Raw genomic sequence first — 13,971 nt, forward strand, 5'->3', positions numbered from 1 at the left:
ATCCTAGCCCGACCTGACATAAAGAGTATAAAGGCGGGGCTAATTGGTTTTGCCAGGCATTTCTGCTATCTTGCGTCGATTAATTGCAACGGGGTTTTACCATGTTCTATATGATTTACTCTGAAGATGCGGCCAATAGTCTGGAAAACCGGTTGGCAACCCGGCCGGCTCATCTGGCGAGGCTGCAAGCACTGAATGAGGAAGGTCGTTTACTGATTGCCGGCCCGCTACCGGCCATTGACAGTAACGAACCGGGTGGCGCTGGCTTTACCGGGTCATTGGTAGTGGCTGAATTCACCTCGTTAGCCGCCGCTCAAAGCTGGGCTGACAGTGACCCCTACCTAACTGCCGGCGTGTACGTTAAATCGACAGTAAAACCGTTTAAAAGGGTATTGCCGTAAATGACCTACATTCTGCTAACGGGCGGCGCTGGCTATATCGGCAGCCACACTGCACTGGCACTATTGCGTTCCGGCTATCAGGTGATCAGCTTCGATAACTACAGCAACTCTTCTGCCACCGCCCTGCAGCGGGTCGAAAAGCTGGCAGACAGAAGCATGATCAGTATCAGCGGCGATATCAGAGACGAAGCAGCGCTTAGCGCCGTATTCCGCCAGTACCCGATAACTGCCGTGGTACATTTTGCCGGTTTAAAAGCCGTGGGCGAATCAACAGAGCAGCCGCTGCATTATTACGACAACAATGTTGGCGGTACTATTAGCCTGTGCCGGGTGATGCGTGAGTTTGACGTTAAAAAGCTGGTGTTCAGCTCCTCGGCCACCGTGTATGGCGATCCGGAAGTAGTGCCTATCGCTGAAACAGCAGCGCGCTCGGCCACTAACCCGTATGGCCAGAGTAAACTGATGATCGAGCATATTCTGGAAGATCTGGTTAAAGCAGAACCTGATTGGGGCATTACCCTGCTGCGCTATTTTAACCCGGTTGGCGCTGACAGCAGTGGTCAGATTGGCGAAGACCCGAACGGCATTCCCAACAACCTGATGCCGTTTATCTCACAGGTAGCCGTGGGAAAACGCGATAAGCTGAGCATTTTTGGTAACGACTACCCTACTCCCGACGGCACTGGCGTGCGTGACTATATTCATGTGGTCGATTTGGCCGCCGGCCATCTGAAAGCGCTGCAATACCTTAACAACCATCAGGGCATTGAAGCGATAAATCTCGGCACCGGTACCGGCTACAGTGTATTGGATATGGTCAGGGCCTTCAGCCAGGTTAATCAGGTTGAGGTGCCTTACCAGATTGCGCCACGCCGGCCCGGTGATATTGCCAGTTGTTACGCACTGCCAGCCAAAGCATTAACACTGCTCGGCTGGCAGGCTGAGAAAACCCTGGACGATATGGTACGCGACAGCTGGCGCTGGCAAAGCCAGAACCCCAATGGTTACGGCGAGTAATCACAGCGGCAGACCGCACTGCAGCGTGCGGTCTTTATGGTAGCGGCATACGCATTATGCCGCCTTTAAACAAGCCAAAATAGATAACCTGTTGCTGATTTTCTTCCACCAGGATCATACTGCGTACCCCACCAAAAAAATCCTGCTCAGGGTACTGATATTGCTGCCAGCTGGCGCCGCCATCGTCAGTCCATTCAATAATCAGCGGTTGCGGCTCGGTGAAGTTCTTGGCCCAACCCGCGGTGTAAATCCGCTCTGGCGCATCAGGGTCGATTATCAGGTCAAAATAAAACCGGAAGTTGACGTTGTCGAGCACAGCTTGCCAGCTCTGGCCATGGTCTGTACTGCGGACAATTCCCCCTTCAGCACTGACATACACCGTTTGCGGATCATCCGGTGCATAGCGAATTGCCTTTATTGAGCTGGGGTTTGGAAATAAATCGGTATGGGCAACCGCTTGCTCACTTGCCACGTCATACTGATAAAAAATGCCGTTTTCAATGGCACCCTGGCCGCCATACCAAATGGTCTGACCATCAGCCGATTGGGTTAATGCCGTTTTTGGCTGACCAAAACCACCAAAGTCACCATGCACCGCTTTCCAGGTCTGGCCCATGTCACTGGAGCTGGCCAGCACATCTATGCCGGTAGCATAAACCAGCTGCGCCACGGCATCATAGTGCATGGCAAAAATGGCTTCATTTTCGCCGGCCATACCAAACTGGTAATCAATTTCATGCCAGTCACTGCCGCCATTAAAGCTTTCAAACAGTAAGTATGCCGGAAAACCCTCCTGGTTGGTTTTAACAGTAGATGCCAGCCAGTGCTGCTCAGTCAGCAGGCTCATGGCCATCACGTCATAGCCTTCAAGGCCTGCGCCAGTCCAGCCACCGCTGCTGGTCTGGCGATGCACGCCATCATCACTGGCGGCCAGCAGAACGCCATTGTGCTGATACAGCTCATTAATAATATAACCATCCAGCCCCTGAAAACTCAGTTCAACCGGCGGCGCGGGCGATACCGGCGGCGGTGGCGGCTGCTGCACCGGTGCTGTGCTCCCGCCACCACAAGCAGTAACCAGCAAAACACCAAGCCACAATCCACAAGCTGCCAAAAACCTGTTTACCCTCATCTCTCACTCCATTTCAGCCACCGGTAGGGCTACTTTAGCTTAAAATCGCCGCCTTTTTGTAATTAAAAGTTAACAGCTAATTCACTAAAACCAAAGTGATGCAGAAAAAAAGATAACCGGCAGGCAGTAAATGGTATTAAAAAAGGCGCCGCAGCGCCTTTTGGTTAAGATTTTTTCAACTCTGGCCCTGACGGGTCGGCTTTTTGCCGGTGGGCTGGCGCTGGGTTGATTTACCCTTGCTGACTGGCGCGCGCTGCGGTTTAGCCGCTGGCTTTGGTTTGGGTTCGGCTTTTTTAGCCGGCGTTTTCTCAGCAATCTGGTGCTTGCGTACCGCGCGCTTCATACTGGCCAGGCGACGACGCCGTTCGGTGCGATCTTCGCTTTTAACCATGGTCTGTTCTTCTGGCCCTAAGTGCACTAACTTACGCAGATAGTTTACCTCGTCCAGCGGATACTCAGCATAACCCCCTGCCGGAATATGCTTAGGCAGCAATAAATCACCATAGCGTACCCGGATAAGCCGGCTCACTACTGCGCCCTGAGATTCCCACATCCGCCGTACTTCTCGGTTGCGGCCTTCGGTTAACACCACATGGAACCAGCGGTTAATGCCCTCACCCGGCAACGCTTTAATTTTCTTAAAGTTCGCTTTGCCGTCCTCAAGCTCAACCCCGGTGCGCAGTCGCTGGATCATGGCATCATTAATATCGCCAAATACCCGTACTGCATACTCCCGCTCAACTTCAAATTTTGGATGCATTAAGCGATTGGCGAGCTCGCCATCGGTAGTAAACAGCAATAAACCCGAGGTATTAATATCCAGCCGGCCAATCGCTATCCAGCGGGCGCCTTTAATGCTTGGCAAGCGGGAAAATACTGTGGGCCGTCCTTCCGGATCTGTACGCGAACATATTTCGCCTTCCGGTTTATGATAGGCCAGTACCCGGCAAATTTGCTGCTGTTCACTGGCCAATTGCACCGGATGGCCGTCAACCCGCACCGCCTGGGTGGTGCTGACCCGATCGCCGAGTGTTGCCGGCTTGCCATCTACGGTAACCCGGCCCTTACTAATCCAGTCTTCCATTTCCCGGCGCGAACCAATACCAGCGCGGGCTAATACTTTTTGCAGTTTTTCGCTGCTGCTTTTATCACTCATTAGTGTAATTCTCCTGTCATCTCGACGGTGGGAAGAAGATCAGCCGTCAGCTCGGTAAACTCGGGCAGTGGCGGCAAATCGCTAAGGCTTTTTAAGCCAAAATAATCTAAAAATAACGCGGTGGTGGCATACAGCCCTGGCCGGCCCGGTACTTCTTTGTGGCCAACCACCTTTACCCAGCCGCGATCCAGCAAAGTACGAATAATCTGCGTACTGACCGTTACGCCGCGCACTTCTTCAATTTCGCCCCGGGTAATGGGTTGTTTATAGGCTATAAGCGCCAGGGTTTCCAATACGGCGCGGGAATAGCGGGCAGAGCGCTCTGGCCAGAGCTGGGCTAAGTCATCACTGAGCTCAGGCCGGGTTACAAAACGAAAACCAGAAGCCGTATGCTGCAGCACAATGCCGCGGGCGCTGTAGTCGTCTTGTAACTGACGAATTGTAGCATCTATCCTGCTTTTACTGACAGTAAAACGTTGCAGCACTGAGGCCTGCAGTTCTGCCACACTTAATGGCTGTTCGCTGGCAAAAATCGCCGCTTCAATTAACTGCAGCAATTGAATATCATTTATTTTCTGGGCCATCAGCGATGCTCCCGGGCTAGTTTGACATGGATCTGGCCGTAGGCCTCCACTTGCGTCAGCTCTACCATTTTTTCCTTAGTCAGCTCCAGTATCGCCAGAAAGCTCACCACCACGCCCTCGCGCCCCTCGGCCAGCTCAAAGCAATCTTCAAATGCCAGATAACCTTGCTGCTGTTGCAGTAACGCTAAAATCCGGCTCATCCGCTCGCGGGTAGACAAATGCTCGCGTTTAATATGATGATGCTGAAAATCTTTCGCCCGCTGCATAATGCTTTTCAGGGCCATCACCAGCTCACTCAGCTCTACTTCCGGCAGCACCACTAACGGGCTGAAGTTGTCAGCAAGGGCAGCCCGGGCACCAAAATAGTCACGCTCATCACGAGGTAAGCTGTCCAGCTCAGTCGCAGCCTGCTTATACACTTCATATTCCTGCAACCGGCGAATGAGCTCGGCCCGCGGGTCTTGCTCATCGTCATCATGCTGGGTATGTTTTGGTAACAATAAACGTGACTTTATTTCGGCCAGCATCGCAGCCATTACCAGGTATTCGGCCGCCAGTTCAAAATTCAGGCCCTGCATCAGTTCAATATATTCCATATATTGCAGGGTAATTTCGTTTACCGGTAAATCGACAATATCAAACTTATGCTTGCGGATGAGATACAGTAAAAAATCGAGCGGGCCTTCAAAGGCATCCAGCATCACTTCCAGCGCATCAGGCGGAATATACAAATCTTCCGGCCGGTTATGCACGGCCTCGCCGCGGACAAAAGCCAGCGGCAATGGCGGTTGCACCGTTAAATTTGCAGGAGGATTACTCATCAGCTACTAGTTACTGTCTGTGTTACATAAAGGGTGTCGGGTCACCACGGCCTTCACGTAGCACAGTGGCACCGTCTTCTGACAAGTCAACTACGGTAGTCGGATCTTCACCTATTACCCCACCATGTAAAATTAAGTCAACCTGACGCTCCAGTTGCGAGCGCATATCATCCGGATCAGCTTCTGCAAATTGCTGGCCGGGTAAAATTAAACTGGTCGACAACAGTGGTTCTCCCAGTTCTGCTAACAATGCCTGAGCAATTTTATTTTCCGGGATCCGTAAACCTATGGTTTTTTTCTTATCATTTAACAAGCGCCGGGGCACTTCTTTGGTGCCCCGTAATATAAAGGTATATGCGCCCGGCGTATTGTTTTTAATCAGCCGGAAGGCGGTATTCTCAACCTTGGCGTAAACCGACAACTCTGATAAATCGCGGCACATCAGGGTGAAATGATGATCACCGCTTATCTGACGAATTTGGGTAATTCTATCCATGGCATTTTTATCGCCGACATGGCAACCCAGCGCATAACCACTGTCGGTTGGATAAACCACGACACCACCTTGCTTAATGATTTGCACGGCTTGTTTCAGCAAACGTTGCTGCGGGTTCTCAGGGTGAATATGAAAAAATTGACTCATTGAATATTCTTCTATTGTTGTTTTTATTTAATTTAGTACCCAGTTATGCCAGACCGGCGTAACATCGTCTGTTAAATATAGATTTTTTCCAAGATCATTCCAGCTGGTTTGCTGATGAAAATCTGAACCGACCGAGGCAGTTAAGCCATGCAACTGACAAAGTGCCCATAACTCACGCTTTTGCACCGGCGTTTGCTGCGGCGAGATAATTTCCATCGCATCGCCACCGGCTGCAGCAAACTGTTCGGCCAGCCGCTTAACCCATTTTGTTGTCAGTTTATACTTTAACGGGTGGGCCAGCACGGCAACCCCGCCGGCATCATGGATCCACTGCACCGCATCAGCCATCTCTACCCAGTTACTGGGCACATAACCTGTTTTACCGCGTCCCAGATATTTCTTAAACACATCATTAATCGAGCTGGCTTTACCAATATTCACCAGATGGCGGGCAAAATGAGTACGGGTAACGGCCGCGCCATTGGCCAGTGCCTTCACCGCTGGCAGTACATCGGGGATCTGGCTTTTCTCCAACCGCCGCGCCATTTCCTCAGCCCGTTCCAGCCGGCGCTGCTGTTGTGATTCCAGCCGGGTCAGTAATTGCGGACAATCAGGATCAATATTAAGGCCAACAATATGAATTTCCAGTTGTTGCCAGCGGGTGGATATTTCCACACCATTAATCAGCCGCAATGCCAGTTGCTGTTCGGCAATCGTCTGGCGGGCCGGAGCTAAACCCGCTACGGTATCATGATCCGTAATCGCCAGCGCGTCCACGCCGCGCTCAACGGCACGGGCAACCAGTTCGGCCGGCGATAACACGCCGTCAGAGCATAAAGTATGGCTGTGTAAATCAAATTTCATTTATACCTCAATATCAGGCAGCTATTGTCGCACAGGGCTGCTGTTTGGCAAAGCATCCTGATTATTGGCCCGCTGAACCAGATTTGAGCAGCAAGCGTAACCACTTCAAACTAATCATGAGGGGCATCTATGTTTGGCTTTCTGAAACCCAACCCGGCAAAAAAATTGCGTAAAGCCTATGACAACAAGCTCGAACAAGCTATGCATGCGCAGCGCAATGGCGATATGCGGCTTTATGCCGACTTAACCGAACAGAGCGAACAAATCTGGCAGCAACTCACTGCGCTGGAGAAAAGTAACGGCAATTAACAGTGGAGCTGATAAAGCCATCTGGCCGCTTATACGCTTTTAATTCTGTTATATAACAAAACAGCACTTGACGCGTGGCCGATTTCGCGGTTTTATGTGGCGACTTAACTAATCGAATCCGAGTGATTAAAGCTAATGCAATTCAATACCGCATTCAACCTGACTAACTGGTGGTGGCACATACCCAACGGGCGTGTGTAGGCGTTGTATTAGCTTTAATTACCTAAGCCCGTTTCCTGATAAGAAGCGGGTTTTTTTATTTTAAGAGATTAACATTATGATTTTTAGTCATATTACTGACCAGCAGGGCGAAGTAGCCAGCATTACCATGCCGGCGCCCTATTATGCTGATGCGCTGGCCACCTTTGCTTGCCTTTGCGCCGACAGCGACAGTGCGGTGTTACTTGAATCTGCCGAAATTGACAGCAAAGATAACCTGAAAAGCCTGATGCTACTGGATGCCGCGCTGCGCATTGAATGTAACGGTATGCAGGTGACCATTAAGGCGCTAAGCCAGAACGGCAGCACCTTGCTGCCTTTCCTGGCCAGTAAGCTGGCAGATGTTGCCAGCCTGACACAGGATGCCAACAGCCTGAGCTTGCTGTTTAGCCAGCCGGATCCGCTGCTGGATGAAGTCAGCCGGCTGATGCAACCTAATCCGTTCACGGTGCTGCGGGTTATACAGCAGCAACTTACCAGCCATAGCCAGCAAACCGCTGCCGACCACGACCAGCCAGACTTTGCCATTATGCTGGCCGGGGTGATTGGCTATGACATGGTAGCAAATGTTGAACAACTGCCAGAGGTGGGTAATGGTGCTAACCAATGCCCGGATTATGTATTTTACCTGGCCGAAACCCTGCTGGTACTTGATCATCAACGGAAACAAAGCCAGTTTATCGGCAATGTGTTTTGCGGTGAACATGCCCCGGCAACCTACTTTGTTATTGGCAAACGGCTGGAGCAGTTAAAACAACGGCTGGCAGAGCCGGCGCCACTGGTTGCCGCTAAACCGGGCGATGACAGCCAACTACAGGTGGATATCAGTGACGCTGAATTCGGCCGTCAGGTTGAAGCATTAAAAGAGCATATTGTCAGTGGTGATGTGTTTCAGGTTGTACCATCACGCTGTTTCAGCCTGCCCTGCCCCAATCCGCTGGCGGCCTATGCCAAACTAAAACAGCTTAACCCCAGCCCCTACATGTTTTATTTAAAAGATCCGGCGTTTCAGCTATTCGGCGCATCGCCAGAGTCTGCGCTGAAGTTCAGTGCCAGTAACCGCCAGGTCGAAATTTATCCGATTGCCGGTACCCGCCGCCGTGGTTTTAAAGCCGATGGCAGTATAGACCGCGATTTAGACAGCCGGATAGAGCTTGAACTGCGCCAGGATGACAAAGAAAAAGCCGAGCATTTAATGCTGGTTGATTTAGCCCGTAATGACGTTGCCAGAATAAGTGTACCGGGTAGCCGCTATGTGAAAGAGCTGCTGAAAGTAGACCGCTACTCCTATGTGATGCATCTGGTATCGCGGGTAATAGGTACCCTTAAGCCAGAGCTGGATGCCTTACATGCCTATCAGGCCTGCATGAATATGGGCACCTTAGTTGGCGCGCCCAAAGTAAAAGCTGCAGAGCTTATTCGCGGTGTCGAAAAGCAGCGCAGGGGCAGCTACGGTGGTGCAGTAGGATACTTAACCGGCAACGGCGACTTTGACAGCTGCATTGTTATTCGCTCTGCCTATGTTGCCAACAATACTGCCTATATTCAGGCGGGCGCAGGCGTGGTTTTTGACTCGGTGGCCGAGCTGGAAACCGAGGAAACCCGTAATAAAGCCCAAGCGGTAATCAGCGCCATTATGGCGGCAGGCCATTAACCGCCGAATCAGGAATATCGCAGGAGCATTAAGCATCATGACCACTCTGTATTTGTTAGATAATGTCGACTCCTTCACCTATAACCTGGTGGATGAATTTGCCCAGTCAGGCTATGCCGTTAAGCTGTATCGCAATACCGTGCCTGCCAGCTATATCTTTGACAAGATGCAGCAGGAATCCGGGCCTGTGCTGCTGGTGTTATCACCAGGCCCGGGGGCCCCGGCAGAAGCCGGCTGCATGCCGGCCTTACTGCAATTAGTTGCGGGCAAGTATCCGGTGCTGGGCATTTGCCTGGGTCATCAGGCCATCACCGAACACTATGGTGGTATTGTCGGCCGCGCCGGGGAAACCGTGCATGGCAAAACGGCCAGTATCAGTGTTGCACCACATCCGGTTTTCAAAGGGCTGCCCAATCCGTTTTCGGTGGCCCGCTATCATTCTCTGATGGCAACTGAGCTGCCCAATGCCCTGACCTGTATTGGCAATGACCGGCACATCCCGATGGCCATTATTCATGAACAACAAAGAATGCTGGGCTTTCAGTTTCACCCTGAATCTATTCTTACCACACTGGGTAAGCCCCTGCTGCAACAAAGTATCAGTTATTTATTAAGGAGTGACGCATGACAAATGTCGTCGAAACAGGGCAACCGCAAGTATCCGGACAGTTGCAGGAACAATTGCAGGCAATAGTGCAGCAGGTACTAACCGGCAAACCGCTCAGCCAGAGCCAGAGCGATAGCTTTTTCAGGGCTGTGGTTAACGGTGAGGTAGCACCTGTGCAGTTAACCGCTTTACTGGTAGCACTGAAAATGCGCGGCGAAACTGCCGCAGAAATTGCCGGTGCAGCTAAGGCCCTGCGCCAGGCTGCGCTGCCCTTCCCTGCCAACGTTACTGGCAGTATTGATTGCTGTGGTACCGGCGGTGATGGCAGCAATACCATTAATATTTCCACTACTGCAGCCATTGTCGGTGCCAGTATGGGGTTGCCGGTTATCAAACACGGCAACCGCAGTGTGTCATCCAGCTCAGGCTCTGCTGATCTGCTGGAACAACTGGGTATTAACATTCAGCAATCGCCGCAGCAGGCAGCAAATACCCTGCAACAGAGCAACTGCAGCTTTTTATTTGCGCCTCAGTATCATACCGGTATTAAACATGCGATGCCGGTGCGCCAGGCGCTGAAAAGTCGTACGCTGTTTAACTTGCTGGGACCGCTGGTTAACCCGGCAGCGCCTGATTTTCAGTTGTTAGGGGTGTATGATCCTGCGCTGTGCCGGGTTATGGCACAAGCGCTGCAGCAATTAGGTACCAAAGCGGCCTGGGTGGTACATGGCAGTGGTTGTGATGAAGTCGCCTTGCATGGCAATACCTATGTATGTCAGCTGAAAGACGGTGAAATAACCGAGTTTAATCTCAGCCCGGAAGACTTTGGTTTAACGGTGCAACCGCTTAGCAGCCTGGCTGGTGGCACGCCAGCCCAGAACGCAGCGGCCACCCTCGCTATTCTGGGGGGCTCAGGTCAGAGCGCTCATAATCAGGCGGTGGCAATTAATGTTGCCGCCATGCTGAAGATTGCTGGTCTTGGCGAAAACCTAAAAATAAATACCCGGGCTGTGCTGGAGTGTCTGGCCAGTGGCAAGGCAATGCAAACCCTGCAGCAATTTAAGGAGCTAAGTCATGGTTGAACAGCTAACCGGGGTACTGGCAAAAATTATTCAACACAAAACAGCTGAAGTCGCCGGCCTGAAGCAGGCCAGACCGCTTGAGCAATTTAAGGCAGACGTTACACCAAGTCAGCACGACTTTCTGGCGGCGCTAAAGCAGCCGGGAAGCCGTTTTATTCTGGAATGTAAAAAAGCGTCGCCTTCTAAGGGGCTTATCAGGCAACAATTTGATTTAACCGAAATAAGTCAGGTATACAATCAATACGCTGATTGTATTTCAGTGCTAACCGATGAAGCGTTTTTTCAGGGCAGTTATCAGAATCTGGCAACCATGCGCCAGTTGACCGATAAACCACTGCTGCACAAAGACTTTATTATTGACCCTTATCAAATTTATCTGGGCCGGTTACAGGGTGCCGACGCGGTGTTGCTGATGTTATCGGTTTTAAGCGACGAGGCGTATCAGCCGCTGGCCGCGCTGGCGGCCGAACTGAATATGACAGTGCTTACCGAAGTCAGTAATGAGGCTGAAACCCGTCGGGCAGTAGCACTTGGCGCTGAACTGATTGGTATTAATAACCGGAATTTGCGCGATTTAAGCACCGACCTTAACACCAGTTTTGTGTTAGCAGAACTGATCCCACAAGGCGTTACCGTGGTATCAGAGTCGGGCATTTATACTAATCAGCAGGTACGGCAATTACAGCCGGTGGCCGATGCCTTTCTGGTTGGCAGTTCACTGATGGCGCAAAGCGATTTAGCAGCGGCAGCGCGGATGCTGATTGTTGGCGAACACAAAGTATGTGGCCTGACCCGTAAGCAAGATGTCAAGGCGGCTTATGCCGCTGGTGCCTTTTATGGTGGTTTGATATTCGCCCCTTCATCTAAACGTTGCATCAGTGTTCAGCAAGCTGCAGAGCTGGTCACCGCAGCGCCGCTTAAATTTGTTGGCGTTTTTGTTGACACCCCGTTACGTGACATAGCTGAAGCCGCAAAGACATTGTCACTTACGGCAGTGCAGCTGCATGGCAGCGAAACCGATGACGATATCCGGGCACTTCGCGCGGCCCTGCCTGCAGGCTGTCAGATCTGGCGCTCTTACCGGGTAGCAGATAAATTGCCGGTATTTACCGAACTGGCAGACCGGTTGCTACTGGATACGTATCATCCCGGCATGCATGGTGGCAGCGGCCAGGTATTTGACTGGCAATTGCTGCAACAACCGCTGGCCGAGCATACCCATTTGCCAATTATGTTAGCAGGCGGGCTTAACCCGACCAATGTGCAGCAGGCGTTGGCCCTGCCTGTGGCCGGGCTCGACATGAATTCAGGGCTGGAAAGCGCCCCAGGTATTAAAGACAGCACAAAAATTCAGGCGGCTTTTGCCGGGATCAGGGCGTTTCAGTACCGCAGCGCCAACACTCCCGAGCAAGAAAAGCACACCAAGCAGACAATACAGAGAGCAGTATTATGAGCGAGCTTAAATTAAACCCCTATTTTGGCCAGTATGGCGGCATGTTCGTGCCGCAGTTGCTGGTACCAGCACTTAAGCAACTGGAACAGGCCTTTGTTGACGCGCTGCAGGATCCGGCCTTTGACGCTGAATTTCAGCAGCTATTAACCGAATATGCTGGTCGGCCGACCCCACTGACATTATGCCGCAATTTATCACCAAACCCGCTGGTGAAAATTTATATGAAGCGGGAAGATTTACTGCACGGCGGCGCCCATAAAACCAATCAGGTACTCGGGCAGGCGCTGTTAACCAAACGCATGGGTAAAACCGAAGTCATTGCTGAAACCGGTGCCGGCCAGCATGGCGTGGCCACAGCGCTCGCCTGTGCCCTGCTGGGTTTAAAATGCCGAATTTACATGGGTGCCAAAGATATTGAGCGCCAGCAACCCAATGTGTTCCGGATGAAACTGATGGGCGCGACCGTTATTCCGGTTACTGCCGGCTCCGGCACCTTAAAAGATGCGGTAAACGAAGCCATGCGCGACTGGTCAGCCAGTTATGCGACCAGCCATTATATGCTAGGCACTGCGGCAGGGCCGCACCCGTTCCCGACCATAGTACGGGAGTTTCAGAAAATGATTGGCGAAGAAGCCAAACAGCAAATTCTGAAAGCCGAAGGTAAACTGCCCGATGCAGTTATTGCCTGTGTGGGTGGTGGCTCCAACGCCATTGGCATTTTTGCTGATTTTATTAAAGAGGAAGGCGTACGCTTAATTGGGGTAGAGCCCGGTGGCAAAGGCATTAATACCCACCAGCATGGCGCAGCGCTGAGTACCGGCAGCTACGGTATTTTACACGGTGCCTTCACCGCCATAATGCAAACCAGTGATGGTCAGATTGAGGAATCTTACTCGGTGTCTGCCGGTCTGGATTACCCGGCAGTAGGCCCGCAGCATACCCATTTACAGCAAACAGGCCGGGCTGAGTATGTTGCCATTAATGATGATGAAGCCTTAGCGGCATTCCAGCATTTAGCCAAAGCCGAAGGCATTATCCCGGCACTTGAGAGTTCGCACGCGCTGGCCCATGCCCTGAAAATGGCAAAAGAGGCTACTGAGCCCATGGTGTTGTTAGTTAATTTGTCCGGCCGTGGCGATAAAGATTTAAGCCATGTCCACAGCATACTGGCAGAGCAAGCCACAGATAATGCTAAAACCAGTAATGAGGGAGCGCACTAAATGCAACGTTATCAACAGATGTTCAACCGGCTGAAAACAGAACAGCGCGGCGCCTTTGTGCCTTTTGTTACTGTAGGCGATCCGGGCCCGGAGTTGTCGTTTGACATCATTAAAACCCTGATTGACGGTGGGGCTGATGCACTGGAGCTTGGCATCCCGTTCTCTGACCCTATTGCCGATGGCCCGACTATTCAGAATGCTAACCTGCGGGCTATGGCAGCAGGGGTAACACCGGCAATGTGTTTTGATATTATCCGGAAAATACGCGAGTACAACGCTGACATCCCGATTGGTTTATTGCTGTATTCTAATCTGGTGATGGCCCGGGGTTTAGACAATTTCTACAGCCAGGCCGCCGCTGCCGGAGTAGACTCAGTGCTGATTGCCGACGTGCCACTGCACGAAAGTAAAATGTTCCGTCAGGCCGCGATGGCGCACGATATTGCCCCTATTTTTATTGTGCCACCCAATGTCGATGATGATGACCTGCGCGCTATTGCTTCTTATGGTCGTGGCTATACCTATCTGCTCAGCCGGGCCGGTGTAACTGGTACCGAAACACAGGCAGCAATGCCAACTGCCGAGCTGATTGCCCGCATCCGTGCCTATAACCCGGCGCCCCCGCTGCTTGGTTTTGGTATTTCCACCCCGGCACATGTAAAAGATGCCATCGCCAATGGCGCAGCCGGAGCAATATGCGGCTCGGCCATTGTCAAAATTCTGGAGCAAAACCTTGGGCAGCCCGCCAAACTGCTGAGCGAGCTGAAACAATTTATTTTGCAAATGAAAGCAGCAACTTAACCATACTG

At 51.8% G+C, this 13,971-nt stretch carries 15 protein-coding genes; 9 read left to right on the top strand and 6 right to left on the bottom strand.

What is annotated here, in order from left to right:
* Positions 1 to 101 precede the first annotated feature (101 nt).
* A complete protein-coding gene (locus tag KQY15_RS05775) occupies positions 102 to 401 on the top strand; it encodes a YciI family protein (protein WP_217668125.1) in 300 nt (99 codons plus the stop codon).
* A complete protein-coding gene (gene galE / locus KQY15_RS05780) occupies positions 402 to 1,418 on the top strand; it encodes a UDP-glucose 4-epimerase GalE (protein WP_217668127.1) in 1,017 nt (338 codons plus the stop codon). It begins immediately after the preceding gene.
* A 34-nt stretch (positions 1,419 to 1,452) separates the two neighbouring features.
* Here the strand turns inward: galE and KQY15_RS05785 are convergent, their stop codons facing one another.
* The 6 genes from KQY15_RS05785 to rnm form a co-directional block, all read right to left on the bottom strand.
* Positions 1,453 to 2,550, bottom strand: a complete 1,098-nt coding sequence (locus tag KQY15_RS05785; protein WP_217668129.1) for a WD40/YVTN/BNR-like repeat-containing protein — start codon at positions 2,548 to 2,550, stop codon at positions 1,453 to 1,455.
* Between the two features lie 175 nt (positions 2,551 to 2,725).
* A complete protein-coding gene (rluB, locus tag KQY15_RS05790; RefSeq protein ID WP_217668131.1) occupies positions 2,726 to 3,706 on the bottom strand; it encodes a 23S rRNA pseudouridine(2605) synthase RluB in 981 nt (326 codons plus the stop codon).
* Positions 3,706 to 4,290: an SMC-Scp complex subunit ScpB gene (gene scpB / locus KQY15_RS05795; protein WP_217668133.1), complete on the bottom strand. Its 585-nt coding sequence runs from the start codon at positions 4,288 to 4,290 to the stop codon at positions 3,706 to 3,708. Before scpB ends, rluB begins: the two co-directional genes overlap by 1 nt.
* A complete protein-coding gene (locus KQY15_RS05800; protein WP_217668135.1) occupies positions 4,290 to 5,111 on the bottom strand; it encodes a segregation and condensation protein A in 822 nt (273 codons plus the stop codon). Before KQY15_RS05800 ends, scpB begins: the two co-directional genes overlap by 1 nt.
* A 22-nt stretch (positions 5,112 to 5,133) precedes the next feature.
* Positions 5,134 to 5,754 (bottom strand): L-threonylcarbamoyladenylate synthase, encoded by a 621-nt coding sequence (locus KQY15_RS05805; RefSeq protein WP_217668137.1) that lies wholly within the window; start codon positions 5,752 to 5,754, stop codon positions 5,134 to 5,136.
* Between the two features lie 27 nt (positions 5,755 to 5,781).
* On the bottom strand, positions 5,782 to 6,618 hold the full coding sequence (gene rnm / locus KQY15_RS05810; RefSeq protein ID WP_217668139.1) for an RNase RNM: 837 nt from the start codon (positions 6,616 to 6,618) through the stop codon (positions 5,782 to 5,784).
* A gap of 129 nt (positions 6,619 to 6,747) precedes the next feature.
* Here rnm and KQY15_RS05815 point away from each other — a divergent pair, with 129 nt between their 5' ends.
* From KQY15_RS05815 to trpA, 7 genes are all read left to right on the top strand, one after another.
* Positions 6,748 to 6,927, top strand: coding sequence for a DUF6435 family protein (locus KQY15_RS05815; RefSeq protein WP_217668141.1), 180 nt, complete (start codon positions 6,748 to 6,750; stop codon positions 6,925 to 6,927).
* 277 nt (positions 6,928 to 7,204) lie between these two features.
* Positions 7,205 to 8,800, top strand: a complete 1,596-nt coding sequence (locus KQY15_RS05820) for an anthranilate synthase component 1 (RefSeq protein WP_217668143.1) — start codon at positions 7,205 to 7,207, stop codon at positions 8,798 to 8,800.
* Positions 8,801 to 8,837: 37 nt separating this feature from the next.
* Positions 8,838 to 9,428 (top strand): aminodeoxychorismate/anthranilate synthase component II, encoded by a 591-nt coding sequence (locus KQY15_RS05825; RefSeq protein WP_217668145.1) that lies wholly within the window; start codon positions 8,838 to 8,840, stop codon positions 9,426 to 9,428.
* The gene (trpD, locus tag KQY15_RS05830) at positions 9,425 to 10,489 is read left to right on the top strand and encodes an anthranilate phosphoribosyltransferase (RefSeq protein WP_254795463.1); all 1,065 of its coding nucleotides are present in this window, start codon (positions 9,425 to 9,427) and stop codon (positions 10,487 to 10,489) included. The genes KQY15_RS05825 and trpD overlap by 4 nt, the downstream gene beginning before the upstream one ends.
* Complete coding sequence (gene trpCF / locus KQY15_RS05835) at positions 10,482 to 11,942, top strand: bifunctional indole-3-glycerol-phosphate synthase TrpC/phosphoribosylanthranilate isomerase TrpF (protein ID WP_217668147.1); 1,461 nt, start codon at positions 10,482 to 10,484, stop codon at positions 11,940 to 11,942. The genes trpD and trpCF overlap by 8 nt, the downstream gene beginning before the upstream one ends.
* The gene (gene trpB, locus KQY15_RS05840; protein ID WP_217668149.1) at positions 11,939 to 13,162 is read left to right on the top strand and encodes a tryptophan synthase subunit beta; all 1,224 of its coding nucleotides are present in this window, start codon (positions 11,939 to 11,941) and stop codon (positions 13,160 to 13,162) included. Before trpCF ends, trpB begins: the two co-directional genes overlap by 4 nt.
* Positions 13,163 to 13,963 (top strand): tryptophan synthase subunit alpha, encoded by an 801-nt coding sequence (trpA, locus tag KQY15_RS05845; RefSeq protein WP_217668152.1) that lies wholly within the window; start codon positions 13,163 to 13,165, stop codon positions 13,961 to 13,963.
* Positions 13,964 to 13,971 lie beyond the last annotated feature (8 nt).

The organism is Arsukibacterium indicum (genome assembly GCF_019100565.1).
Lineage (GTDB): Bacteria > Pseudomonadota > Gammaproteobacteria > Enterobacterales > Alteromonadaceae > Alishewanella > Alishewanella indicum.

Coding starts and splice junctions, on each gene's coding strand:
- KQY15_RS05775 (WP_217668125.1), top strand. CDS start 102: ATGTTCTATATGATTTACTCTGAAGATGCGGCCAATAGTCTGGAAAAC.
- galE (WP_217668127.1), top strand. CDS start 402: ATGACCTACATTCTGCTAACGGGCGGCGCTGGCTATATCGGCAGCCAC.
- KQY15_RS05785 (WP_217668129.1), bottom strand. CDS start 2,550: ATGAGGGTAAACAGGTTTTTGGCAGCTTGTGGATTGTGGCTTGGTGTT.
- rluB (WP_217668131.1), bottom strand. CDS start 3,706: ATGAGTGATAAAAGCAGCAGCGAAAAACTGCAAAAAGTATTAGCCCGC.
- scpB (WP_217668133.1), bottom strand. CDS start 4,290: ATGGCCCAGAAAATAAATGATATTCAATTGCTGCAGTTAATTGAAGCG.
- KQY15_RS05800 (WP_217668135.1), bottom strand. CDS start 5,111: ATGAGTAATCCTCCTGCAAATTTAACGGTGCAACCGCCATTGCCGCTG.
- KQY15_RS05805 (WP_217668137.1), bottom strand. CDS start 5,754: ATGAGTCAATTTTTTCATATTCACCCTGAGAACCCGCAGCAACGTTTG.
- rnm (WP_217668139.1), bottom strand. CDS start 6,618: ATGAAATTTGATTTACACAGCCATACTTTATGCTCTGACGGCGTGTTA.
- KQY15_RS05815 (WP_217668141.1), top strand. CDS start 6,748: ATGTTTGGCTTTCTGAAACCCAACCCGGCAAAAAAATTGCGTAAAGCC.
- KQY15_RS05820 (WP_217668143.1), top strand. CDS start 7,205: ATGATTTTTAGTCATATTACTGACCAGCAGGGCGAAGTAGCCAGCATT.
- KQY15_RS05825 (WP_217668145.1), top strand. CDS start 8,838: ATGACCACTCTGTATTTGTTAGATAATGTCGACTCCTTCACCTATAAC.
- trpD (WP_254795463.1), top strand. CDS start 9,425: ATGACAAATGTCGTCGAAACAGGGCAACCGCAAGTATCCGGACAGTTG.
- trpCF (WP_217668147.1), top strand. CDS start 10,482: ATGGTTGAACAGCTAACCGGGGTACTGGCAAAAATTATTCAACACAAA.
- trpB (WP_217668149.1), top strand. CDS start 11,939: ATGAGCGAGCTTAAATTAAACCCCTATTTTGGCCAGTATGGCGGCATG.
- trpA (WP_217668152.1), top strand. CDS start 13,163: ATGCAACGTTATCAACAGATGTTCAACCGGCTGAAAACAGAACAGCGC.